Origin of the sequence: Bacillus sp. E214, assembly GCF_008087365.1 — a bacterium.
Lineage (GTDB): Bacteria > Bacillota > Bacilli > Bacillales > Pradoshiaceae > Pradoshia.
In genome coordinates this window covers 101,282-123,918 of sequence record NZ_VENN01000004.1, presented here as the reverse complement: position 1 = coordinate 123,918, position 22,637 = coordinate 101,282, and the positions used below count along the sequence as shown (strand labels likewise).

At 38.3% G+C, this 22,637-nt stretch carries 19 protein-coding genes; 18 read left to right on the top strand and 1 reads right to left on the bottom strand.

What is annotated here, in order from left to right; genetic code table 11:
* Positions 1-15 precede the first annotated feature (15 nt).
* A complete protein-coding gene (locus FHY47_RS14530) occupies positions 16-408 on the top strand; it encodes an FxsA family protein (RefSeq protein WP_139892802.1) in 393 nt (130 codons plus the stop codon).
* Positions 409-460: 52 nt separating this feature from the next.
* On the opposite strand, the gene ytvI is transcribed toward FHY47_RS14530, so the two are convergent.
* Positions 461-1,588: a sporulation integral membrane protein YtvI gene (gene ytvI / locus FHY47_RS14525; protein WP_148631000.1), complete on the bottom strand. Its 1,128-nt coding sequence runs from the start codon at positions 1,586-1,588 to the stop codon at positions 461-463.
* A gap of 149 nt (positions 1,589-1,737) precedes the next feature.
* Between ytvI and FHY47_RS14520 the strand changes: the two genes are divergently transcribed.
* From FHY47_RS14520 to thrS, 17 genes are all read left to right on the top strand, one after another.
* Complete coding sequence (locus FHY47_RS14520; RefSeq protein ID WP_066108905.1) at positions 1,738-2,196, top strand: DUF441 domain-containing protein; 459 nt, start codon at positions 1,738-1,740, stop codon at positions 2,194-2,196.
* A 324-nt stretch (positions 2,197-2,520) separates the two neighbouring features.
* The gene (gene citZ, locus FHY47_RS14515) at positions 2,521-3,636 is read left to right on the top strand and encodes a citrate synthase (protein ID WP_066108903.1); all 1,116 of its coding nucleotides are present in this window, start codon (positions 2,521-2,523) and stop codon (positions 3,634-3,636) included.
* 149 nt (positions 3,637-3,785) lie between these two features.
* Entirely contained in the window at positions 3,786-5,057 is a 1,272-nt protein-coding gene (gene icd, locus FHY47_RS14510; RefSeq protein WP_066108900.1) for an NADP-dependent isocitrate dehydrogenase, read from the top strand.
* Positions 5,058-5,120: 63 nt separating this feature from the next.
* The gene (mdh, locus tag FHY47_RS14505) at positions 5,121-6,059 is read left to right on the top strand and encodes a malate dehydrogenase (protein WP_066108897.1); all 939 of its coding nucleotides are present in this window, start codon (positions 5,121-5,123) and stop codon (positions 6,057-6,059) included.
* 177 nt (positions 6,060-6,236) lie between these two features.
* Positions 6,237-6,956 carry a response regulator transcription factor gene (locus tag FHY47_RS14500; RefSeq protein ID WP_066108894.1) on the top strand — a complete coding sequence of 240 codons (720 nt, stop codon included), beginning with the start codon at positions 6,237-6,239 and terminating at the stop codon, positions 6,954-6,956.
* A complete protein-coding gene (gene pnpS, locus FHY47_RS14495) occupies positions 6,953-8,722 on the top strand; it encodes a two-component system histidine kinase PnpS (RefSeq protein ID WP_066108890.1) in 1,770 nt (589 codons plus the stop codon). The genes FHY47_RS14500 and pnpS overlap by 4 nt, the downstream gene beginning before the upstream one ends.
* Positions 8,723-9,000: 278 nt before the next feature.
* Positions 9,001-11,628 carry a DNA polymerase I gene (polA, locus tag FHY47_RS14490; protein ID WP_148630997.1) on the top strand — a complete coding sequence of 876 codons (2,628 nt, stop codon included), beginning with the start codon at positions 9,001-9,003 and terminating at the stop codon, positions 11,626-11,628.
* A 21-nt stretch (positions 11,629-11,649) separates the two neighbouring features.
* A complete protein-coding gene (mutM, locus tag FHY47_RS14485; RefSeq protein ID WP_148630995.1) occupies positions 11,650-12,480 on the top strand; it encodes a DNA-formamidopyrimidine glycosylase in 831 nt (276 codons plus the stop codon).
* A 70-nt stretch (positions 12,481-12,550) separates the two neighbouring features.
* The gene (gene ytaF, locus FHY47_RS14480) at positions 12,551-13,189 is read left to right on the top strand and encodes a sporulation membrane protein YtaF (RefSeq protein WP_148630992.1); all 639 of its coding nucleotides are present in this window, start codon (positions 12,551-12,553) and stop codon (positions 13,187-13,189) included.
* A 16-nt stretch (positions 13,190-13,205) separates the two neighbouring features.
* Positions 13,206-13,802 carry a dephospho-CoA kinase gene (gene coaE, locus FHY47_RS14475; RefSeq protein WP_066108877.1) on the top strand — a complete coding sequence of 199 codons (597 nt, stop codon included), beginning with the start codon at positions 13,206-13,208 and terminating at the stop codon, positions 13,800-13,802.
* A gap of 172 nt (positions 13,803-13,974) precedes the next feature.
* Positions 13,975-15,003, top strand: a complete 1,029-nt coding sequence (locus FHY47_RS14470; RefSeq protein ID WP_066108875.1) for a glyceraldehyde-3-phosphate dehydrogenase — start codon at positions 13,975-13,977, stop codon at positions 15,001-15,003.
* A 314-nt stretch (positions 15,004-15,317) separates the two neighbouring features.
* Entirely contained in the window at positions 15,318-15,698 is a 381-nt protein-coding gene (gene speD, locus FHY47_RS14465; RefSeq protein ID WP_066108871.1) for an adenosylmethionine decarboxylase, read from the top strand.
* A 248-nt stretch (positions 15,699-15,946) separates the two neighbouring features.
* Positions 15,947-16,405 (top strand): transcriptional regulator NrdR, encoded by a 459-nt coding sequence (gene nrdR, locus FHY47_RS14460; protein ID WP_066108869.1) that lies wholly within the window; start codon positions 15,947-15,949, stop codon positions 16,403-16,405.
* A gap of 72 nt (positions 16,406-16,477) precedes the next feature.
* The gene (locus tag FHY47_RS14455) at positions 16,478-17,854 is read left to right on the top strand and encodes a replication initiation and membrane attachment family protein (RefSeq protein WP_066108866.1); all 1,377 of its coding nucleotides are present in this window, start codon (positions 16,478-16,480) and stop codon (positions 17,852-17,854) included.
* A 17-nt stretch (positions 17,855-17,871) separates the two neighbouring features.
* On the top strand, positions 17,872-18,813 hold the full coding sequence (dnaI, locus tag FHY47_RS14450) for a primosomal protein DnaI (RefSeq protein ID WP_066108861.1): 942 nt from the start codon (positions 17,872-17,874) through the stop codon (positions 18,811-18,813).
* Positions 18,814-19,086: 273 nt separating this feature from the next.
* Complete coding sequence (locus FHY47_RS14445) at positions 19,087-19,941, top strand: putative sporulation protein YtxC (RefSeq protein ID WP_262366029.1); 855 nt, start codon at positions 19,087-19,089, stop codon at positions 19,939-19,941.
* A gap of 371 nt (positions 19,942-20,312) precedes the next feature.
* Positions 20,313-22,241 carry a threonine--tRNA ligase gene (gene thrS, locus FHY47_RS14440; RefSeq protein WP_066108853.1) on the top strand — a complete coding sequence of 643 codons (1,929 nt, stop codon included), beginning with the start codon at positions 20,313-20,315 and terminating at the stop codon, positions 22,239-22,241.
* Positions 22,242-22,637: the final 396 nt, after the last annotated feature.

Sequence of the window (22,637 nt, the reverse complement as noted above, 5' to 3'; positions counted from 1 at the left end):
ATAAGGAGGTTCCTAATGAAGCTCTCAACCATATTTTTCATTCTGATACCAATTATTGAAATTATTGTTTTGTTGGTGTCGGGTTCTTATTTGGGTATTGGCTGGACGGTTTTCCTCATCTTTTTTACTGGGATCATCGGAGTATTCTTGGCCAAGAAACAAGGCTTGCAGGTCATCCAGCGCGCAAAGGACCAGATGAGTAAAGGATTTATGCCTGGTGAAGAAGTATACAGCGGGATCTGTATTCTAATTGGAGGCTTCCTGTTATTACTGCCTGGTTTTATCAGTGATATAGTGGGGTTCCTGCTGCTAATGCCATTTACAAGGAAAGCCTTTAAGCCAATCCTCTATGCACTGCTTACAAAGTATATGAGTAAATCACGCAAAACGATTACGATTATTCGATAAATGAGGGGCTGCTTCTGACGATGGAAAAATCGTTGGATGCAGCCTCCTCCTTTTATTTAGGAGGAGGGGGCTGAACTCCCATAATATAATCTTTTAAATCATGAAGGATATGCAATTTATATAATGTACTCAATATCACTAAGATAATGGGACCTAAAATAAAACCTAAAAACCCAATTAGCTTAAATCCGACAAAGATAGCAACTAAAGTAGCCAATGGATCCAGACCGATGCTTGAGGAAAGGATTTTCGGTTCCATGAATTGCCTTTGAACAATCACTACCGTATATAAAATACCAAGACCAAGTGCAAATCCGAAGTTGCCGATAATCAACTCGTATATAATCCATGGAACGAAAACTAAACCTGTACCCAGATAGGGCAATAAATCAACAAATCCAATTATAAGGGCGATTGTAATGGCATAATCAACCCGCAGAATTAATAAACCAACCAGAACAATTAAGGCTGTTATTGATATTAACGTCAGCTGTGCTCTTATAAAACCGAATAATGCTTTCTCCAACTCTTTCATGACGTTCTTAAGATTGTACATGGTTTTATTCGGTAGCATTTTTTTACTGTAATTAATAAATCTATCCCATTCCTTCGCAATAAAAAATGTGGCCAGTAAAGTAAAGATAGCCCCTGTTCCTACACTTGGAAGCCAGCCAATAACAACAGGCAAAAAAGCTAAAAACGATTGTAGAATCGACACAATGGTATTACCAGCTTCTTTCCCTAGCTGTTCTATATTTGACAAAATGGTATCCTGTTGCCCTGTATCAAGAGTATTAAAGAAGGATATGATTTTCTCGTAGAATGGGATGAAGTGATTTGTAATGTAATTTTGTGTATATACTACCATCGTATTTAAATGTTCAGGCAATGCTTCTGACAGATAGGTTATCCCGGAAACCATTTCAGCTACAAGAAAGGTAATCAAACCAGCAATAAGCGCAACCGTAACAAGCATAGAGAGAATAACAGATAAACTTTTTGGTATTTTAAGTTTATTCGTTAAGAACGTAACAAAAGGTTTAAGCAAGTAGGCAAACGAAAAACCTATGATAAATGGGTATGTATATTTAGCTATGATAAGCAGTAAATAAACGGATAGATAAATCCCGATAATAACGACTAAGAAGCGTAAAACTCTATAAAGGTGTTCAAGGTTCATATAAGCCTCCTTTATTTGGCTTTCTGAATTTAATTATATTCTTTAAGATCATTAAAAGAAAGTTCATATATTAACCACAAGTGGTATTTTTTGAAATTATCAGTCTTTTTATACTTGATATACATTTTCAACAGGAAGGATGAAACATCATGTATGGTCCATACATATTTTTAGTTATTCTTTTGGCGATAGGGATATTTGCGAAAAACAGTTCCCTTACATTTGCAGTTCTTTTTTTGCTTGTATTTAAAATTGTCGGTTTAGATGGAAAAATGTTCAGTTATATTCAGTCTAAGGGGATTAATTGGGGTGTTACGATTATTACCATTGCTGTATTAGTGCCGATTGCCACAGGCCATATAGGGTTTAAGCAACTGACGGAAGCAATGAAATCGCCGTATGCCTGGATTGCTATGTTATCTGGAATAGCCGTTGCATTAATTGCGAAGAATGGTGTGCAGCTTTTGGTAAGTGATCCTCATATTACGGTGGCACTCGTTTTTGGAACGATCCTAGCTGTCGGTCTTTTTAATGGGGTAGCAGTAGGTCCATTAATCGGAGCTGGGATTGCATATCTTGCCATGCAGCTTATTGATTTTTTCAGATAATTATTAAGATAAAATACTTTTGGATTTTTATAAGGTGTTTTTGTTTCACAAATTTTAAATAATTGTTTATAATTGAAAACAGGGCATAGATTTCACAGATTTGTAAAAAATTTCTTGTGAAATCTATTGTTATTCTGAGCAATCGTTCAACGAGGGAGATGCTGGGTGAAATTTACGCTCTTATGATAACGCTTACTTACAAGTAAGAGATATAAATGTGATGAAAGCATATAGGCAATACATACATTACAGTGAAGCGGTAACCCAATTCGTCAACCAAAATCAGGAACATAGGGGAGATTTCTAGCAAAGGAGAGAAAAACCATGTCTGTTACAAAGGGTCTTGAAGGAGTAGTGGCTACATCATCTTCAATCAGTTCTATTATCGATGACACATTGACATATGTCGGTTATGATATCGATGATTTGGCTGAAAACGCAAGTTTCGAAGAGGTTATTTATTTGTTATGGCATCGCAGATTACCCAACAAGCTAGAATTGGAAGATTTGAAGAATCAACTTGCTGCAAATGCAGGACTTCCTAATGAAATGATTGAACATTTCAAAATGTATCCGATTGATACGATTCATCCAATGGGAGCATTAAGAACAGCTGTATCTTTATTGGGGTTATATGATGAGGAAGCCGATATTATGGATGAAGAAGCAAATTTCAGAAAAGCAATACGTTTGCAAGCTAAAATCCTATCCATTGTGACGGCTTTTTCACGCATTCGTAAAGGCGAAGAACCTATTGCGCCACGTAAAGATTTTGGCTATGCACAGAATTTTCTTTATATGCTGAATGGCAAAGAACCTGAACAGATTGAAATTGAGGCATTTAACAAAGCATTAGTTTTACATGCGGACCATGAATTAAATGCATCTACATTTACTGCGCGTGTATGTGTAGCTACATTGTCGGATATTTATTCGGGTGTCACAGCAGCAATTGGTGCCTTAAAGGGACCATTGCATGGCGGGGCTAATGAAGCAGTTATGAAAATGCTATCTGAAATAGGCTCTGTTGAAAATGTTGATAGCTATATAAGTAATAAATTAGCAAATAAAGAAAAGATAATGGGCTTTGGACATCGTGTCTACAGAAAAGGAGATCCACGTGCAAAGCATCTTCGTGAAATGTCCCAAAGACTCACGAACTTAACGGGTGAACCGAAGTGGTATGAAATATCTTCCAAAATTGAAGAGCTAGTTACTTCAAAAAAACCGCTTCCTCCAAATGTAGATTTTTATTCTGCTTCTGTATACCACAGTCTGGGGATTGATCATGATTTATTTACACCTATCTTTGCGGTTAGCCGTATGTCAGGATGGATTGCCCATATTCTGGAGCAATATGAAAACAACCGATTGATTCGCCCGCGTGCTGAATATGTGGGACCAGGAATGCAAAAATATATACCAGTTAATAATCGTTAATAAGAGGTCAAATTATCTGAAAATTAATAGTAGGATGATTTGTTAATTAACTTCTGGATAGTTATACTTAAATTTATAGATTTAGAGAAAAGGTTAGCTGAAACGGACTGTTTCACTAACCTTGTATATTGATGTTGGAGGGGATTTGAATGAGTATGGGAGAAAAAATCACAGTTGTCGATGGAGTACTGCAAGTGCCAAACCAGGCGATTATACCATTTATTGAAGGGGATGGAACAGGTCCTGATATTTGGGCAGCTGCATCAAGAGTGTTGGAAGCGGCAGTAAACAAAGCATACAATGGGGAAAAAGAAATAGTTTGGAAAGAAGTACTTGCTGGTGAGAAAGCATTTAATCAAACAGGAGAATGGCTTCCTAAAGAAACGCTTGACGTTATTAAAGAATATTTAATCGCGATTAAAGGACCGCTTACAACACCGGTTGGCGGAGGTATTCGTTCTTTAAATGTAGCTTTGCGCCAAGAACTTGATTTATATACTTGCTTGCGCCCGGTTCGTTATTTTAATGGAGTTCCATCACCGGTTAAAAGACCACAGGACACGGATATGGTTATCTTCCGTGAAAATACAGAAGACATTTATGCAGGAATTGAATATGCAAAAGGATCTGATGACGTTAAAAAATTATTAACCTTCCTGCGTGAAGAAATGGGTGTTTCCAAAATCCGTTTCCCTGAGACTTCCGGACTTGGAATCAAGCCGATTTCTGAAGAAGGCACAAAACGTCTTGTCAGAGCTGCACTTAATTATATAATTAAAGAAGGACGTAAATCCCTCACGCTTGTTCATAAAGGAAATATCATGAAGTTTACAGAGGGAGCCTTCAAAAACTGGGGTTATGAAGTTGCTGAAGAAGAATTCGGTGATCAAGTATTCACTTGGGCACAGTATGACCGCATTAAAGAAGCAGAAGGTACAGAGGCTGCAAACAAAGCACAGGCAGATGCAGAGGCAGCTGGTAAAATTATTGTTAAAGATTCCATTGCAGATATCTTCCTGCAGCAAATCTTAACAAGACCAAGAGAATTTGATGTAGTTGCAACCATGAATCTAAATGGAGATTATATCTCTGACGCTCTTGCAGCACAGGTTGGTGGAATAGGTATTGCGCCTGGTGCCAATATCAACTATGTTACAGGACATGCAATTTTTGAAGCAACACACGGAACAGCACCTAAATATGCTGGTCTTGATAAGGTGAATCCTTCATCAGTAATCCTATCAGGTGTATTGATGCTTGAGCATCTGGGCTGGACTGAAGCTGCTAATTTGATTACACAATCAATGGAAAAAACGATAGAAACAAAAGTGGTTACATATGACTTCGCCCGTTTAATGGATGGAGCGAGTGAAGTGAAATGTTCTGAATTTGCTGATGAGCTCATAAAAAATATGGATTAATAATTCACGAAAGGGGTAATCTCGAAAAAGGTTACCCCTTTTAAAAACTGGGGGTAAATTCGAATGGTATTTAACCGAAAAAAAATATCTGTCATTGGCAGTGGTTTTACAGGAGCAACGACCGCGTTTCTTTTAGCTCAAAAAGAACTTGGGGATGTAGTGTTGGTTGATATTCCGCAATTGGAAAATCCCACAAAGGGCAAAGCTTTAGATATGGCAGAAGCAGGCCCTGTAATGGGATTTGATGCATCCATTACTGGAACATCAAATTACGAGGATACAAAGGATTCTGATCTGGTTATTATTACTGCAGGAATTGCGCGTAAGCCAGGGATGAGCCGGGATGATCTAGTTCAAACGAACCAAAACATTATGCGCTCAGTAGCTAAAGAGATTGTAAAATATTCTCCTGACAGTTATATTATTGTTCTTACTAATCCAGTTGATGCAATGACCTATACGGTATTTAAGGAAACCGGATTCCCCAAAAATCGTGTGATCGGTCAATCGGGTGTATTGGATACGGCTAGATTCCGTACATTTATCGCTCAGGAATTAAATTTGTCAGTTAAGGATATAACAGGTTTTGTGTTGGGTGGACACGGCGATGATATGGTACCACTTGTTCGATATTCATATGCTGGCGGCATTCCTTTAGAAGCTCTTCTGCCAAAGGAACGTCTAGAGCAAATAGTCGAACGGACGAGAAAAGGCGGCGGAGAAATTGTTAGTCTTCTTGGTAATGGAAGTGCATATTATGCCCCTGCTGCTTCACTTGTAGAAATGGCAGAAGCTGTATTAAAGGATCAGCGGAGAGTGATTCCTGCAATAGCCTATTTGGAAGGTGAATATGGATATAGCGGAATATACTTAGGTGTTCCAACTATTTTGGGGGCAAATGGCATAGAGAAAGTAATTGAGCTTGAATTACTTGATGAAGAAAAAGCAGCATTGGATCAATCTGCTGAAGCAGTTCGAAACGTTATGTCTGTACTTGCTTAATAGTCTTATTATATAAATCGGAGAGTATTACTTTCCGATTTTTTTTTGCATTTTCCAGGAGAGACTATATGGGGGTATCCCAAATAATGCAATCGGTTAGTGACGTATCCTAGACTACCCAAAAGCGTATGTTCATATATAATGGTTAGTATAGTGAAAAAATAGCAGGAGGGGCCAATGAGTAAAAAAGTCCTTGTAGTGGAAGACGAACAATCAATTATTACCTTACTAACCTATAATCTGGAACAAGCCGGCTATCAGGTTATTAAAGCAATGGATGGTGAGACAGGTAAAAGAATGGCTATAGCTGAGTCACCAGATATCATTATTCTAGATTTGATGCTGCCTAAACTGGATGGCATTGAGGTATGTAAAATCTTGAGACAAAATAAAATTATGACTCCAATTCTTATGTTAACAGCAAAGGATGAGGAATTTGATAAAGTGCTTGGGCTAGAATTGGGAGCAGATGATTATATGACAAAGCCATTTAGCCCGAGAGAAGTTGTGGCCAGAGTGAAGGCTCTCCTTAGGAGAGCTGGGATGGGAAATTCCGGGCAGGATACTTCTTTAGAAAAACAAGAAACAAGCAATTTGAGAATTGGAGAGTTACAAATATATCCGGACAGATATGAAGCATATATGAGAGAGGAGTTACTTGAGCTAACTCCGAAGGAATTTGAGCTGTTAGAGTATCTTGCGAGGAATAAATCCAGAGTTCTGACAAGAGATCAGCTCCTTAATGTGATATGGAACTATGATTTTGCCGGAGATACTCGAATTGTCGATGTTCATATTAGTCACTTGCGTGAAAAAATTGAACAAGATACGAAAAAGCCTGATTATATTAAAACCGTACGCGGGTTGGGATATAAACTTGAGGAACCAAGGCAATGAAAAAGTTCAAGCTTAAAATAACTGCAGAGATAGCAGCCATCACTATTATTATACTTCTATGCTTTGGTTTGTTAATTGGGAAATTACTTCTTTATTATTATGATAAGTCTGTAATGAATCACCTTAAGGAAGAAGGGCAATTGGTAACTCTATACCTGGGTGATGCTGATAACGGCAATGATTTAGAGATGAAGTCTAATAAGTTGAACAATCATTTGCGCTCATCCTTTCTAATCATGAATAAGGAAGGGCGTATCCTGTATAAAACAGACAAGCCTTCGGGCTGGAAAAACTGGGATGATTCAGCATCCCTTACAGAATATATGGGAGATATAAGAACGGACAAGCAAATAGGAAAGAAATCCGATATCAGAACAGGGCCATCCTATTACTATATGGACGATTATTCGTTGGATACTGGGGAAACAGGCCATTTCATATTGGTTTCAAATGAAGATTCCTCTCTATATACAAAAGTATGGTTTATACTCTTGGGCTGTTTGGGATTCGCCTGTGTGATGATCGTCCTGTTTGTATTTCAGTTAATCAAGAAGTTTGCGATTCCTATAGAAAGTGCTACAAAAGCTGCTCTGGAATTAACGAGAGGTAACTATCGGGCCCGTTCTTATGTCGGTAGAAATAATGAAAATGGAATTCTTAATCATTCTATTAATACTGTTGCCCGAAATTTGCAGGAAATGAAAATTGCTCATGAAATCCAAAAAGACAGATTGAGTACACTGATTGAAAATATGGGTAGCGCCCTGTTATTAATCGATGATAAAGGGTTTATCAGTATGATTAACCATGCCTATATTGATCTTTTCAAGGTAGAGGAAGAAGAATATTTATCTGAACTCTATTATAAAGTGATCAAACATGAAGAAATTAATGCGATTATTGAAGAGATCTTTATGGCTGAACAAAAATTAAAGAAACAAATCGTATTGACGATTGGAATTGAGCGGAAGAATTTTGAGGTATACGGTGCACCAATTATGGGACCTAAGGGAGAATGGAAGGGTATTCTACTTGTTTTCCATGATATCACTGAGCTAAAGAAATTAGAGTCAGTAAGGAAACAATTTGTTGCCAATGTGTCTCATGAACTGAATACACCGGTTACATCTATTAAGGGATTTTCGGAAACGCTCCTTGATGGAGCCATGCATGATCCGCAGGCATTAGAGCACTTCTTATCTATTATTTTAAAGGAAAGCGACAGGCTGCAGGCTTTAATAAAGGAATTACTGGAGCTTTCAAAAGTGGAGCAACAAGGCTTCCGGCTCGATATACAGGAAATTGATATTGTTCCTGTTTTATCCGATACGTATGCCATGCTTGAGAAAAAAGCATCGAAGAAACATATTCAGTTCGAGATCCAGGATTTTAAAAAGCCTATTATGTGTGAAGCAGATACATTCAGGCTTAAACAAGTATGCCTTAATCTTGTTAGTAACGCGATTTCCTATACCCCGTCATATGGGAAAGTACAAATAACTGCAAAAGAAGAATCTGATAAAATTTATATTGCTATCGAGGATACCGGAATTGGCATAGAGGAAAAGGAGTTTCCTCGTATATTTGAAAGATTTTATCGAGTGGATAAAGACCGTAGCCGGGAATCAGGAGGAACGGGATTGGGACTTGCAATAGCTAAGCATATTATGGAGGCACATGAGGGAGAAATAACGGTAGAAAGCCAAAAGAATGTAGGAACCACTTTTACAATCATACTTCCTAAATACCAGGCCAAGCATACATAGGCCTGATGACTTCCAGCTTAAAAGAGTCCTATGACAAATCCAAACCGGTGTAATTGAATAAATAGAACTGAACCGTCATTTTTCTTTCAAACTCTAGTCATGATAAAATAGAGTGGATAAGTGAAGTGACGGTTTTTATCAGGCCTGAATCAGTAAAATGTCTCAAATCCTGATAAAAGCATTTATAAGGCACACCTGTTATGATGAATGATTCGGTGGCCGTATTTAAATTATGCTATATGTTAATGAAAATATATATATGGATACTGGAGGTAACCATGAAGAAAAAATTGATTTTAATCGATGGAAACAGCATTGCCTATCGGGCGTTTTTTGCATTGCCATTACTGAATAACGAGAAGGGTGTACACACAAATGCCATCTATGGTTTTGCGATGATGCTCAACAAAATCATTTCAGAGGAAAATCCTACTCATATATTAGTTGCTTTTGATGCCGGGAAAACAACGTTCAGACACAGTACATATAAAGAATACAAAGGCGGACGTCAAAAGACGCCACCTGAATTATCAGAGCAATTTCCTTTTATTCGAGAATTACTGGATGCATACGGAATCTCTCGCTATGAGTTAACGAATTATGAAGCCGACGATATTATCGGAACACTTGCTCTTGAAGCTGAAAAAGGGGATTATGAAGTACAAATTATCTCCGGCGATAAAGATTTAACCCAGCTTGCTACGGATAAAACGACTGTACGTATTACCCGTAAAGGGATTACGGATATGGAGGATTATACACCGGAGCATATTCGTGAAAAGTATAACTTAACGCCGAATCAAATAATTGATTTAAAAGGATTAATGGGGGATGCTTCAGATAATATTCCTGGAATCCCGGGTGTAGGTGAGAAAACTGCCTTAAAATTGTTGAATCAATTTGGAACAGTTGAGAAGGTAGTGGCTTCCCCTGATGAAATCAGCGGAAAAAAACTAAAAGAAAAAGTGGAAGAATTCAAGGACCAAGCTATTTTAAGTAAGCAGTTGGCAACAATTGAAACAAATGCTCCAATTGAGGTAGAGCTTGAATCAATTGATTATGCGGGTGCAGACCAGGAAAAGCTGCTGTCTATCTATAGGGAGCTTGGATTTGCAACCTTAATTGAAAAAATGGAACCAGCTGCAAAAGAAGAGATGGCCATCCTTGAAGAGATTGACTATAAGGCAGTGGAAGAAGTGACGGAAGATATGCTGACAGCAGAGTCCTCACTCTATCTAGAACTGCTTGATCCGAATTATCATACTGCAAAAGTAATTGGCATAGCTATTTCAAATGAAAATGGAACATTCTTTATCAATAAGGACAAGGCTGCAGGATCCCCTCTTTTCAAAGAGTGGGCAGAGAATCCTGAATATAAAAAAACAGTGTATGATGCCAAACAAAGTATTGTGGCATTAAGCCATGATGGGATTGCTTTAAAAGGAATTAAATTTGATGTTTATCTGGCATCCTATGTTTTAAATCCAGCTGAACCGGATGTTGATATGGCGGATCTTGCTAAAAAACATAATGCCGGACATATTCAAACAGATGAGAGTTTTTATGGAAAAGGAGTGAAACGTTCAATTCCGCCGGTTGCTGAATTGGGTGAGCATATTGCCCGGAAAGCTTTATCGTTAACACTGATTAAGGAAAGCCTGGAAAGACAGCTGGAGGAATTCAATCAAATAGGATTGCTGCAGGATCTAGAACTGCCGCTTGCTCTTATCCTGGCTGAAATGGAAATTACGGGTGTGAAGGTCGATGAGAACCGTTTGAAAGAAATGGGAGCTGAACTTGCAGGCAGATTAAAGGACATCGAAGCTAAAATTTATGAAATGGCCGGTGAATCCTTTAATATTAATTCACCGAAGCAGCTTGGAGTTATCCTGTTTGAAAAATTAAATTTACCTATTATTAAAAAGACGAAGACAGGCTATTCCACATCAGCAGATATACTTGAAAAATTAGAGAGCAAGCATAGTATTGTCCGGGAAATTCTTCATTATAGACAGCTGGGGAAATTGCAATCAACCTATATTGAGGGACTTTTAAAAGTTATACATGATGATCAGAAGGTTCATACGAGGTTCAATCAGGCATTAACTCAAACTGGACGACTTAGTTCAACAGACCCTAACCTGCAAAATATTCCGATCAGACTTGAAGAAGGCAAAAAAATCAGACAGGCTTTCGTTCCATCTGAAGAAGGCTGGGTCATTTTTGCGGCTGATTATTCTCAAATTGAACTGCGTGTTCTGGCCCATATAGCGGGAGATGAAAACCTGATAGATGCCTTTAACTCAGATATGGACATCCACACAAGAACGGCTATGGATGTATTTCATGTGGATGCTGATCAGGTGACATCAAATATGAGAAGACAGGCTAAAGCGGTGAACTTTGGAATTGTGTATGGTATCAGTGATTATGGACTATCGCAAAGTCTTGGAATTACCAGAAAAGAAGCTGGAATCTTTATTGATCGCTATTTAGAGAGCTTCCCTGGTGTTCAGCAATACATGAAGGATATTGTAGAAGAGGCGAAGGAAAATGGATATGTAAGTACTTTATTGCAGCGCCGAAGATATATACCTGAAATTAATAATCGGAACTTCAATGTTCGTGGTTTTGCAGAAAGAACAGCTATGAATACACCAATTCAGGGCAGTGCTGCAGATATTATCAAATTGGCGATGATTCGAATGAATGCCAGATTAAAGAAAGAAAATTTACAGACTAGAATGCTGCTTCAGGTGCACGATGAATTGATTTTTGAGGCGCCACCTGAAGAGTTGGATATATTAAAGAAAATTGTTCCGGAAGAAATGGAAAATGCAATTGAATTAGCGGTTCCATTAAAAGTGGACTATTCTTTTGGCAACACCTGGTATGATGCTAAATAGGAATAAAAGGGGTGAAAAGGTATGCCTGAATTACCTGAGGTCGAAACAATCAGAAGGACCCTCGAAGTTTTGGTACTTGGAAAAACAATTGATGATGTGGATATACGCTGGGCAAAAATTATAAAAGAGCCGGATGATGCTGAACTGTTTCGTATGCTTTTAAAAGGGCAAACCATTCATGAGATTGGGAGGCGAGGTAAATTCCTGATTTTCCATTTAGATGATTACAGTCTTGTTTCCCATTTACGGATGGAAGGGAAATACGGTCTTTATGATGAAACGGAACCGGCAGATAAGCATACGCATGTTATATTCAAATTTACGGATCAAACGGAATTGAGATACAGAGATGTCCGTAAGTTTGGCACGATGCATCTGCATACAAAGGGGACAGAATTGGAAGTATTGCCACTTTCAAAAGTAGGACCTGAGCCTTTTTCAGATGAATTTACACCAGATTACTTAAGCACAGCACTCAGTAAGACAAATCGTTTTATCAAAACGGTATTATTGGATCAAAGAGTAGTTGCAGGTCTTGGTAATATCTATGTGGATGAAGCATTGTTCCATTCCGGTATCCATCCTGAACGGCCGGCATCCACATTGACAAAAGAGGAGATAGAAAAACTATATACATCCATTAAGGAAACTCTTGCTACCGCCATTGAAAAAGGTGGAAGTACAGTACGATCCTATGTGAATTCACAGGGACAAATCGGCATGTTTCAGCTCGAGCTGTTTGCATATTCGAGAAAAGGACAGCCTTGTAAAATTTGCGGAACAAACATGGAAAGAATTATTGTTGGAGGCAGAGGGACCGTCTACTGTCCTGAATGTCAGCCATTAGCCTAACTGAAGATGAACATAAGATGGGCTCCTTTCATATAGTAGGGTATTGATTATGGAAAGGAGTCCCTATGAAATGGAGCACATAGCATCAATAGTATTATTGGCATTGGCAGTGAGTCTGGATAGTTGCGGTGTGGGAATGACCTATGGAATGCGAAAAGTAAGTATACCGATTCGCTCCATCATCATCATTGCCGGTTGCTCTGCATTAAGCCTAGCATTCGGTATGTTAATGGGATCGTTAAGCGAGCATTTGATGGCACATTCCTGGACCGGTAAGCTAGGAGGATTTATCTTGCTGGTGCTTGGAATTTGGACACTTTCAAGTTACTTCAAGCGAAATGAAGATAATTGTCCCTATGTGGATGAAAGAACCTTATTCCAATTAGAAATAAAGTCTATTGGGCTGGTTATTCATATACTTAAAAAGCCATTAAGTGCAGACTTTGACCGTTCCGGGACCATTACTGGATTAGAGGCTTTCTTTCTAGGATTAGCCTTATCATTAGATGGATTTGGAGCTGGAATAGGTGCTGGTATACTTCATTATCCCCTGTTTATTCAGGTGACTCTCTGTTTTGGTATGAGTGCTTTATTAATGACTGTGGGTATAAAAGCGGGAAAATATCTGCAGGATTCCATTATGGCAAAGGTCTTTTCATTTATTCCGGGTTTAGTACTTATTTTTCTTGGGTTAACCAAAATAATTTAATAGGGAATGGAATGCTATGGGGAAAATATTCGGAGTTACAGGAGGGATTGCCAGTGGAAAGAGCAGCGTCAGCAAATGGCTCATTTCCAAGGGTTACCCTGTTATTGATGCAGATATCGCAGCTAGAAAAGTCGTCGAGCCTGGTATGCCAGCATTAGAGGAAATTAAAAATGTATTTGGTCAGGATATTTGTTTACCTGATGGGACATTAGACCGAAAAAAATTAGGTTCCATCGTATTTTCAAACTCTGAAAAACGGCAAATGTTAAATGGAATTGTTCATCCGGCAGTCAGGAAATGGATGATGGAAGAAACGGAGAAAGCGTTACACCAGGGGAAAGAACTCGTTTTCATGGACATTCCCCTATTGTTTGAAAGTAATTTGACGCATATGGTAGAGGGTATTATTCTTGTGTATGTAAAGCCCGAGGTCCAGTTAAAGAGATTAATGGCGCGGGATCATTTTACTGAGGAAGAAGCACTTGCGAGAATACGAGCACAAATGCCAATTGATGATAAGAAAAAATTGGCCGATTATATTGTTGACAATAACGGAGAATTTTTTGAGACGGAAGAGCAACTCATTGATCTAATTAAACAATTGAATGTATAACCAATAGAAAGGCTATCTGAGGGATAACGACCCTGGGATAGTCTTTTTTTGTATAAAGTACCATTTAATTTGGATAATTTGGGTATTTAAACCATGCAGCATTTTATTGAATGTGTTATACTAATTACATCATTTTTATAATAAGTATAACTTATATATAGGAGGAAGTTAAATGAGTGCAAGAGTTGCTATCAATGGGTTTGGCCGAATTGGCAGAATGGTTTTCCGAAAAGCAATATTGGATGAGCATCTTGAAATCGTAGCCATTAATGCTAGCTATCCGCCTGAAACATTAGCACATTTAATTAAATATGATACGAATCATGGTCCATTTAATGGTGATGTACATGCTATGGATGATCATTTATTGATAAATGGTAAAAAAGTTCTTTTGCTAAATAATCGCAATCCTGAATTCCTGCCTTGGAAAAATCTTGGGATTGATATCGTAATCGAAGCAACTGGGAAATTTAATCATCGTGATCAAGCAGCTCTTCATTTAAATGCCGGTGCAAAACGAGTCGTTTTAACAGCTCCCGGGAAGAATGAGGACGTCACGATTGTAATGGGTGTTAACGAGGATACATTGGATATCAATAAACACCTTGTTATTTCTAATGCATCCTGCACAACTAACTGTCTCGCTCCTGTTGTAAAAGTACTCGATGAACAATTTGGAATTGACAATGGTCTTATGACAACCGTTCATGCATATACAAATGATCAAAATAATATCGATAACCCGCACAAAGATTTACGCAGAGCTCGTGCCTGTGCACAAAGTATCATACCTACCACAACTGGAGCAGCCAAAGCACTCTCACTGGTGCTTCCTCATTTAAAAGGAAAACTCCATGGTATTGCGTTGAGAGTACCAACTCCAAACGTCTCTTTAGTTGATTTGGTAGTAGATTTAAAAAGAGAAGTTACTGTTAATGAAATCAATCAAGCGTTTAAAACAGCAGCTGAAGGATCATTGGCCGGTATTATCCAATACAGCACAGAGCCGCTTGTTTCGATTGATTTTAATACGAATCCACATTCGGCTATTGTAGATGCACTCTCAACAATGGTGATTGGTGCAAATAAAGTGAAAGTGCTTGCCTGGTATGACAATGAGTGGGGATACTCATGCAGAGTGGTAGAATTAGTAAACCATGTGGCACGCCTTCTTCAGGAGGATAAGGTGAAAGTAAGTTAATAATAATAAACAATATCTATTACGGTCTGGCTGTCTTTCTGAAAAAAAGGCGGTTCAGGCCGTTCTTTGATTCATATTCTAGAATAAACTAAGAAAAACAATTAATGTACATTTAGTGGTAAATATTAACTAATATTGAATTGTATGATTGCTTTTGAAATATAAACCATATATACTAAATGTCGTAAACTTCATCATCCTGGCAGTACTACTTAAAGGGTTAGGACCTCTCAGGACTAACTTTCCCCCGTGGTAGTAAAGGCCAGAAACGAAGATAATTATAATTCGTTTAAATGCTAAAGGGGGAATTGAACATGCATACAATAGGTCGTCATGTCATTTCTGAATTATGGGGCTGTGATTTATCTAAATTGAACGATGTTAATCAGATTGAACAAATATTCGTGGACGCTGCTTTACGATCTGGAGCTGAAGTTAGAGAAGTAGCCTTCCATAAGTTTGCGCCACAGGGAGTAAGCGGAGTAGTCATTATATCTGAATCACATTTAACCATTCATAGTTTTCCGGAACATGGTTATGCGAGTATTGATGTATATACATGCGGTGACTTAGATCCTAATGTGGCTGCTGATTTTATAGCTGAAGCCTTAAACGCTCAGGTTAGGGAACACATTGAAATCCCGCGAGGCATGGGTCCTGTTGCTGTCAGCCATGTTCTTGCTAAAGCATTATAAATAAAAAATATTTAAGAGATGTCCTTTTGTGTTGACTCAAAAAAGCTAGATTCAAACTCTAACTTTTAGGGGTGCAGTACATATGCATCTCTTTTTTTTGTGGCAAACGTCTTTACTTGCCCATTATTTACTTTTCTCCGATAGTATTGGCCGTATCATAGATAAAAAATAGCATTTTATGCAAACAGACTTGTCCTATTCGATTTGTTTTAATAAGATAGAACTATAGAAAAGGACGGTGCTAATCTATGATATGTCCAACGTGCCAACATAATGGGACAAGAGTGCTGGATTCCCGCCCTGCGGATGAAGGACGTTCAATACGTAGAAGAAGAGAATGCGAATCCTGTAGTTATCGTTTTACTACATTTGAAAAGGTAGAAGAAATTCCGCTAATTGTGGTAAAAAAAGATGGCGCACGGGAAGAATATAGCAGAGAAAAAATCCTAAGAGGTTTAATCCGAGCTTGTGAAAAGCGTCATGTTGCTCTTAAAGAACTGGAAGAGATTGCAACTGATGTTGAAAAAGAAATAAGAAATCAAGGATTTTCTGAAATAAAAAGTGATTTAATAGGTGAAATGGTTATGGATAGGCTGGCTGAGTTGGATGAAGTGGCCTATGTCCGTTTCGCTTCTGTGTATCGTCAATTTAAGGATATAAATGTCTTTATTGACGAATTGAAAGAATTAATGAAAAAAGAGGATTAAGTAGAGCTGAAGACAGTTTCTTTAGCTCTTTTTTCAACTATAAAAACCCGAAGTACGAAAGGTTTGTAGACAATGCAATTTTCATGGAAGTTTGTAAATCCTAAAGACAGATATGTTGTACTATATAAAGAAAAGCTATCAGAAATGGACCATAAATCGATTCAATATTTATATCAGCCACTTGTAGGAGGATTGGCTGTTTCTTTGTATATGACCTTATTAAACGAAGTCAATACAGGTAACATGTATTCCAGACAAACGACACATCGTTGGTTAATGGATGTACTTGGTTTACCTTTGGATGAGATATTTCAATACCGAAAAAGGCTTGAAGGAATCGGGTTATTAAAAACATATAAAAAAGCAACTCCGGAAGGTAATGTTTTTATTTATGAGATTCTTTGTCCTTTAAGTCCGGATAAATTTTTCCATGATGATTTGCTGCCTATTTATCTGAAGCAAAAACTAGAAGAGAGACATTACGAACGGCTGCTCACGATGTTTGCGGATAAACGTATACCGGATGATTATGAGGAAATAACACAATCGTTCAATGAAGTGTTTGCATCTGAATTTCGCAATCCAAAAGAAATCATCAGCTCGGAAACTGATCAAAACATGCAATTCTTCTCAAAGGACCCACAGGGATATAGCCATAATTTAATGGAGCAATTTGATTTCGAGTTATTATTTGCGACGGCTAAAAATAGCTTTATATCGAGAAAAGCGTTTACTCCAAATGTGATGGAATCCATCGCGATGCTGTCGTATTTATATAAAATTAATGTAATGGATATGAGCAAGTTGATTTTACGCTGTCAAAATCAACATAATGAAATTGATATAGACGAACTCAGAAAATGTGCCAGAGAGTTTTTCCACATCAATCATGGTGAAGAAATGCCGACACTGATTGAACAGAAACAGCCTGAGTATGAACGTACGATCATAGAACCTAAAACACCCGAGGAGCATTTGCTGTATACCTTTGAAACAACCTCTCCATTGGAGTTTTTAGTCAGCCTTTCGCAAGGAGCAATGCCTTCCGACAATGATTTGGCACTTGTAGAAAAGGTCATGGTCAATCAAAAACTTCCTCCTGGAGTCGTTAATGTCCTTCTGCACTATGTCATGTTAAAATCAGATATGAAATTGCAATCAAACTATGTGGAGACAATTGCTTCGCACTGGGCGAGGAAAAATATCACCACCGTACGTGAAGCCTATGAAATGGCTTTGAGTGAGCATAAGAAATACCAAACCTGGGCTAATGAGAAAAAGACGAAAACAAATAAATCAACACGCCGCACATCGGGTAATGCGAGGAAGGAAATCGTTCCTGACTGGCTGGATGAAACAAAGAAGAAAGAGCCAGTTGCTCAATCCACCGAAATTGCTGAGCGGGTAAGAAAACTCAAGGAAAAATTGCAAAATGAAAATTCTAAATAAACAGGAGGTGTATAAGGATGAAAAATATACAGGATGCACTGAATCAGCTCGGGAAGCGTGAAAACTTTCAACAAAGATTGGATGAAATGAGAAATATTGTTTTAAAAGATCCTGATGTCCGTTTATTTATAAATGAACATAGCAGTCAGCTGACAAGCGACATGATTGAAAAAAGCATGAATAAGCTCTACGAGTTCTCCACTCAAACGAAGACATGTGACGAATGTCCTTCTTTATCTGAATGTAAAAATCTTCTTCAGGGTCATCATCCGCACCTGTTTATTCAGGGGAAACGGATTGATGTTCGGTATGAACCCTGTCATAAAAAACGCAGGCAGGAAGAGAAGAATCGATTACGTAAGCTGATCCGTGCCAGCCATGTACCAAAAGAAATTGTGGAGGCTTCTTTTTCTAATTTGATTTGGGATGAGTATACGACCGAAGCACGTGTGGAGGCAGTCGAAAAGGCAAAGAATTTTGTTGACTCATATATAAATGGTGCTGGTCATAAAGGGCTCTATTTATACGGTGAATTTGGGGTAGGTAAAACCTATTTGCTTGGTGCGATTGCAAACGCACTGTCTGAAGAGGGCGTTTCATCACATATTGTGTACTGGCCTGAATATTTAAGAGAATTAAAAGGGTCCTTCGCGGAAAATTCCTATAACCAAAAGGTGGATGCCTTAAAGGAAGTTCCTATTTTGATGATTGATGATATTGGAGCAGAAACGATGAGTGCCTGGTCGCGTGATGATGTACTGGGACCGATCCTTCAATATCGAATGCATGAAAATCTTCCAACCTTTTTTACCTCCAATTTTAACATGAAACAATTGGAACACCATTTCACGTATTCTCAGCGTGGAGATGAAGAACTGGTTAAAGGTAAAAGGATCATGGAGAGAGTCCGTAATTTAACGGAGCCAATTGAAATGGACGGAAAAAATCGTAGAGATTAAAGAGAATAAAAGGTTTGGCAAAGAGGCAGCTCGCGCAAAAAAGGGGCTGTCTCTTTTTAGATATTACTATTCCTTAATAAGCTAACAGACCTGGCATGAAATAAATTGACTGGAATTCATATGATATGTAGGCAATAGTACAGCGGCTCTGTACAGTCTGCCATGATGCTTTTATTTTACATCTAATTTTATCCATCCATTCTAAAGGGTTGCCATGTCCCATATACATAAAACTAGGAGTTCCGATAGTCTGGAGGGATAGGGTTGCTTACGATGTATTTTGATTCACAGGAAGAACAGGCTAATTGGCATGTTCGATTTAAGAACAGCGATTTTTTTATCCGACAGGCAATTCATTCTGTTCATAAGGATGGCCAAAAGTCTGTCTCCTTTCTTTGGGACCCGGATCAGGAGGAAATTTTTTGTCACGCACTCATTGATGCTTTATATACATTTTTCTCTACCTATCATCTGGAATGCAAAATTCGGGATGTGATTCGGGAACGCTTTTTATATGAGGATGAAGATGAAATTAGCCAGATTGCAGAAATCGCATTGCTCATGTGGGATGGTGAAGCTGCCTACTGCTGTAGCCATCACCTTTCAGAACAATTAAAAAAACAAGTCAAGTATCTCCTGCAGGAAGTAGTTAAACAAAGAATTGATTTTTCGTTTCGATCCTTATGGAATTTCCGTTTAAGGGATATCCATGAATCGCTTGTTACATTAGTTGGATTTGCGATTGATGAGTATAAGCTTGAGCAGGATTATCAGGAATTTATCTCTGTGCTAAGACGATTGATAGAGGAGCGGAATCCACAGATTGATGAAATTCATTTAGTTTATCATGAAGAATTTCAATTTTATAATCGATATTTTGAGCCAATTTCTAAACAAGATATTCTTAAAGTGATTGACCGTAAATTGATGGCTGAGAATCCTATGTTTATTGATTCAAACACCATTGCACCGCTGGTTTCCTTAGCACCGAAACGAATTCATATTTATGCGGATGATGAGGATAATCGTGTAATCACTACATTGAGGAAAATTTTCGAGGAAAGAATCCTTTTATTCCGAATCAGTTACTTCCATGAACAGGTTAAAAAGGTAGAAGAGCGTTCATAATGATAAAAGAATAGAAAGTGACTTGCTTTTGTCCTCATAAGCTTTTATAATAACCTACATACAAGTTTATAATTCGATAGGTTACGATAAGGACATGAGTGTTTTAAAAAGCTGTGAACAGAGAGGGAAGCCAGTGGCTGCAAGCTTCCTCATAGACTTGAAATGCTTACCGCCTTTGAACTTCAGCCAGGAAAACATATTTGGGTGATTATTGGCTGACGGGAACTCCGTTAAAAGATACAAGTGCCGGAAAAGCTGAACCATCAGCACCGGAATTTGGGTGGAACCGCGGGTTTGTTTAGTATACAATAGCTCGTCCCTTAATTTATCAGGGACGGGCTTTTTATTATGTAGAAAAAGGAGTGGCTCACATGGCTGAAATGATCAAAATTACATTTCCAGATGGCGCGGTAAAGGAATTTGAATCTGGAATTACAACTGAGCAAATTGCTTCTTCCATTAGTTCTGGATTAAAGAAAAAAGCAATTGCAGGAAAGGTAAACGGAGCATTATATGATTTGCGCCGACCAATTACAGAGGATGCGTCAGTAGAGATTGTGACTCCGGATCAACCGGAAGCCCTGGAGGTATTGCGCCACAGTACAGCGCATTTATTAGCACAGGCAGTTAAACGTATTTATAAAGATGTTAAATTCGGTGTAGGCCCAGTAATTGAAGGCGGCTTCTATTATGATATGGATTTAGAGAAATCCATTACACCGGAAGACCTTCCTTTAATCGAAAAAGAAATGAAGAAAATCATTAATGCGAATATTGATATTGTCCGTAAAGAAGTCAGCCGTGCTGAAGCGAAGCGTCTATTTGAAGAAATTGGCGATGAGTATAAGCTGGAATTGATTGATGCGATTCCTGAAGAGGAAACTGTAACGATTTATGAACAAGGTGAATTTTTTGACCTTTGCCGAGGTGTTCATGTACCTTCAACTGGCAAAATTAAAGAATTTAAGCTATTGAATATTGCGGGGGCCTACTGGCGTGGAGACAGCGATAATAAAATGCTTCAACGTGTGTATGGAACTGCATTTTTCAAGAAAGAAGATTTGGACGAGCATTTACGTCTGTTAGAAGAAGCGAAAGAACGTGATCACCGTAAAATTGGGAAAGAGCTTGATTTATTCATGAACTCTCAATTAATTGGACAAGGCCTTCCGTTATGGCTTCCAAAAGGTGCAACGATTCGCCGCGTCATTGAACGCTATATTGTGGATAAGGAACAAAAGCTTGGCTATGACCATGTGTATACACCAATCATGGGAAGTGTTGACCTCTATAAAACTTCCGGCCACTGGGATCACTATCAGGAAAATATGTTCCCAGTAATGGATATGGATAATGAACAGCTGGTTCTTCGTCCAATGAACTGCCCGCATCACATGATGATTTATAAAAACGATATTCACAGCTATCGTGAGCTTCCGATTCGGATTGCTGAATTGGGTATGATGCATAGATATGAAATGTCCGGTGCATTGGCAGGCCTGCAACGGGTACGTGGAATGACATTAAATGATGCTCACGTATTTGTACGTCCTGACCAAATTAAAGATGAATTCAAACGTGTTGTTACTTTGATTCTGGAAGTGTATAAAGACTTCGGCATGGAGAACTATTCCTTCCGTCTTTCTTACCGTGATCCGGCGGATAAAGAAAAATACTTTGATGATGATGCAATGTGGGAAAGAGCTCAATCCATGCTGAAAGAAGCAATGGATGAGATGGGTCTTGACTATTTCGAAGCAGAAGGCGAAGCCGCTTTCTACGGACCTAAATTGGATGTTCAAGTTAAAACAGCGCTTGGAAAAGATGAGACTCTTTCCACAGTACAGCTTGACTTCTTGCTTCCTGAACGTTTTGACCTTACGTACGTTGGAGAAGACGGCAAACAGCATCGCCCAGTTGTTATTCACCGTGGGGTTGTTTCAACTATGGAACGTTTCGTTGCGTTCTTAATTGAGGAATACAAAGGAGCTTTCCCTACTTGGTTAGCACCAGTGCAGGTTCAGGTTATTCCAGTATCTCCGGATGTTCATCTTGATTATGCAAAAGAAATTGAAGCGAGCCTTCAACGTGCAGGTTTACGTGTAGAAGTAGACCTACGCGATGAAAAAATGGGCTATAAGATTCGTGAAGCTCAAATGCTAAAAATCCCTTACATGCTTGTGGTGGGAGACCAGGAACAAGAAAATGGTAATGTTAACGTTCGTAAGTATGGAGAACAGAAATCAGAGACTATGCCATTTGATGAGTTCTTGACTTTGATTAAAGGTGAATTGAAATAAAACTCTAGATGATAAGGGGCCTATCCGAATTTGGATAGGCCCTTTTTATTAAGAATCCAGCTTTTGTGGTGGATTATATTATAATTTGCTATAAAGAAGAGCGCCTATGCTCTTCTTTTTTATACTTAAATTTCAAGGTAACTTCATGATTTACCTTCAAACTTGAAAGAGGGTTAAAAGCTGGTTTTCCCCATTATCCTTATCCCCATGATGAACAACTATCTAATAATAATAAGATTACTGCAAACTCAGCCTCTAGGCACTTTTCGCCATTCTATCTAATTTTGTCCTGATTTTTTCTTTAATTCACAGGGTGTTCACTCCTGATTTCCCTCTGTAAAATGGAAGAGAGCTAGTTGATACAAAAAAATGTAAGCGCATTAATTTTGTTCGACA

Excerpts from the sequence above, each read along its gene's own strand:
- FHY47_RS14530 (WP_139892802.1), top strand. The coding sequence starts at position 16 with ATGAAGCTCTCAACCATATTTTTCATTCTGATACCAATTATTGAAATT.
- ytvI (WP_148631000.1), bottom strand. The coding sequence starts at position 1,588 with ATGAACCTTGAACACCTTTATAGAGTTTTACGCTTCTTAGTCGTTATT.
- FHY47_RS14520 (WP_066108905.1), top strand. The coding sequence starts at position 1,738 with ATGTATGGTCCATACATATTTTTAGTTATTCTTTTGGCGATAGGGATA.
- citZ (WP_066108903.1), top strand. The coding sequence starts at position 2,521 with ATGTCTGTTACAAAGGGTCTTGAAGGAGTAGTGGCTACATCATCTTCA.
- icd (WP_066108900.1), top strand. The coding sequence starts at position 3,786 with ATGAGTATGGGAGAAAAAATCACAGTTGTCGATGGAGTACTGCAAGTG.
- mdh (WP_066108897.1), top strand. The coding sequence starts at position 5,121 with ATGGTATTTAACCGAAAAAAAATATCTGTCATTGGCAGTGGTTTTACA.
- FHY47_RS14500 (WP_066108894.1), top strand. The coding sequence starts at position 6,237 with ATGAGTAAAAAAGTCCTTGTAGTGGAAGACGAACAATCAATTATTACC.
- pnpS (WP_066108890.1), top strand. The coding sequence starts at position 6,953 with ATGAAAAAGTTCAAGCTTAAAATAACTGCAGAGATAGCAGCCATCACT.
- polA (WP_148630997.1), top strand. The coding sequence starts at position 9,001 with ATGAAGAAAAAATTGATTTTAATCGATGGAAACAGCATTGCCTATCGG.
- mutM (WP_148630995.1), top strand. The coding sequence starts at position 11,650 with ATGCCTGAATTACCTGAGGTCGAAACAATCAGAAGGACCCTCGAAGTT.
- ytaF (WP_148630992.1), top strand. The coding sequence starts at position 12,551 with ATGGAGCACATAGCATCAATAGTATTATTGGCATTGGCAGTGAGTCTG.
- coaE (WP_066108877.1), top strand. The coding sequence starts at position 13,206 with ATGGGGAAAATATTCGGAGTTACAGGAGGGATTGCCAGTGGAAAGAGC.
- FHY47_RS14470 (WP_066108875.1), top strand. The coding sequence starts at position 13,975 with ATGAGTGCAAGAGTTGCTATCAATGGGTTTGGCCGAATTGGCAGAATG.
- speD (WP_066108871.1), top strand. The coding sequence starts at position 15,318 with ATGCATACAATAGGTCGTCATGTCATTTCTGAATTATGGGGCTGTGAT.
- nrdR (WP_066108869.1), top strand. The coding sequence starts at position 15,947 with ATGATATGTCCAACGTGCCAACATAATGGGACAAGAGTGCTGGATTCC.
- FHY47_RS14455 (WP_066108866.1), top strand. The coding sequence starts at position 16,478 with ATGCAATTTTCATGGAAGTTTGTAAATCCTAAAGACAGATATGTTGTA.
- dnaI (WP_066108861.1), top strand. The coding sequence starts at position 17,872 with ATGAAAAATATACAGGATGCACTGAATCAGCTCGGGAAGCGTGAAAAC.
- FHY47_RS14445 (WP_262366029.1), top strand. The coding sequence starts at position 19,087 with ATGTATTTTGATTCACAGGAAGAACAGGCTAATTGGCATGTTCGATTT.
- thrS (WP_066108853.1), top strand. The coding sequence starts at position 20,313 with ATGGCTGAAATGATCAAAATTACATTTCCAGATGGCGCGGTAAAGGAA.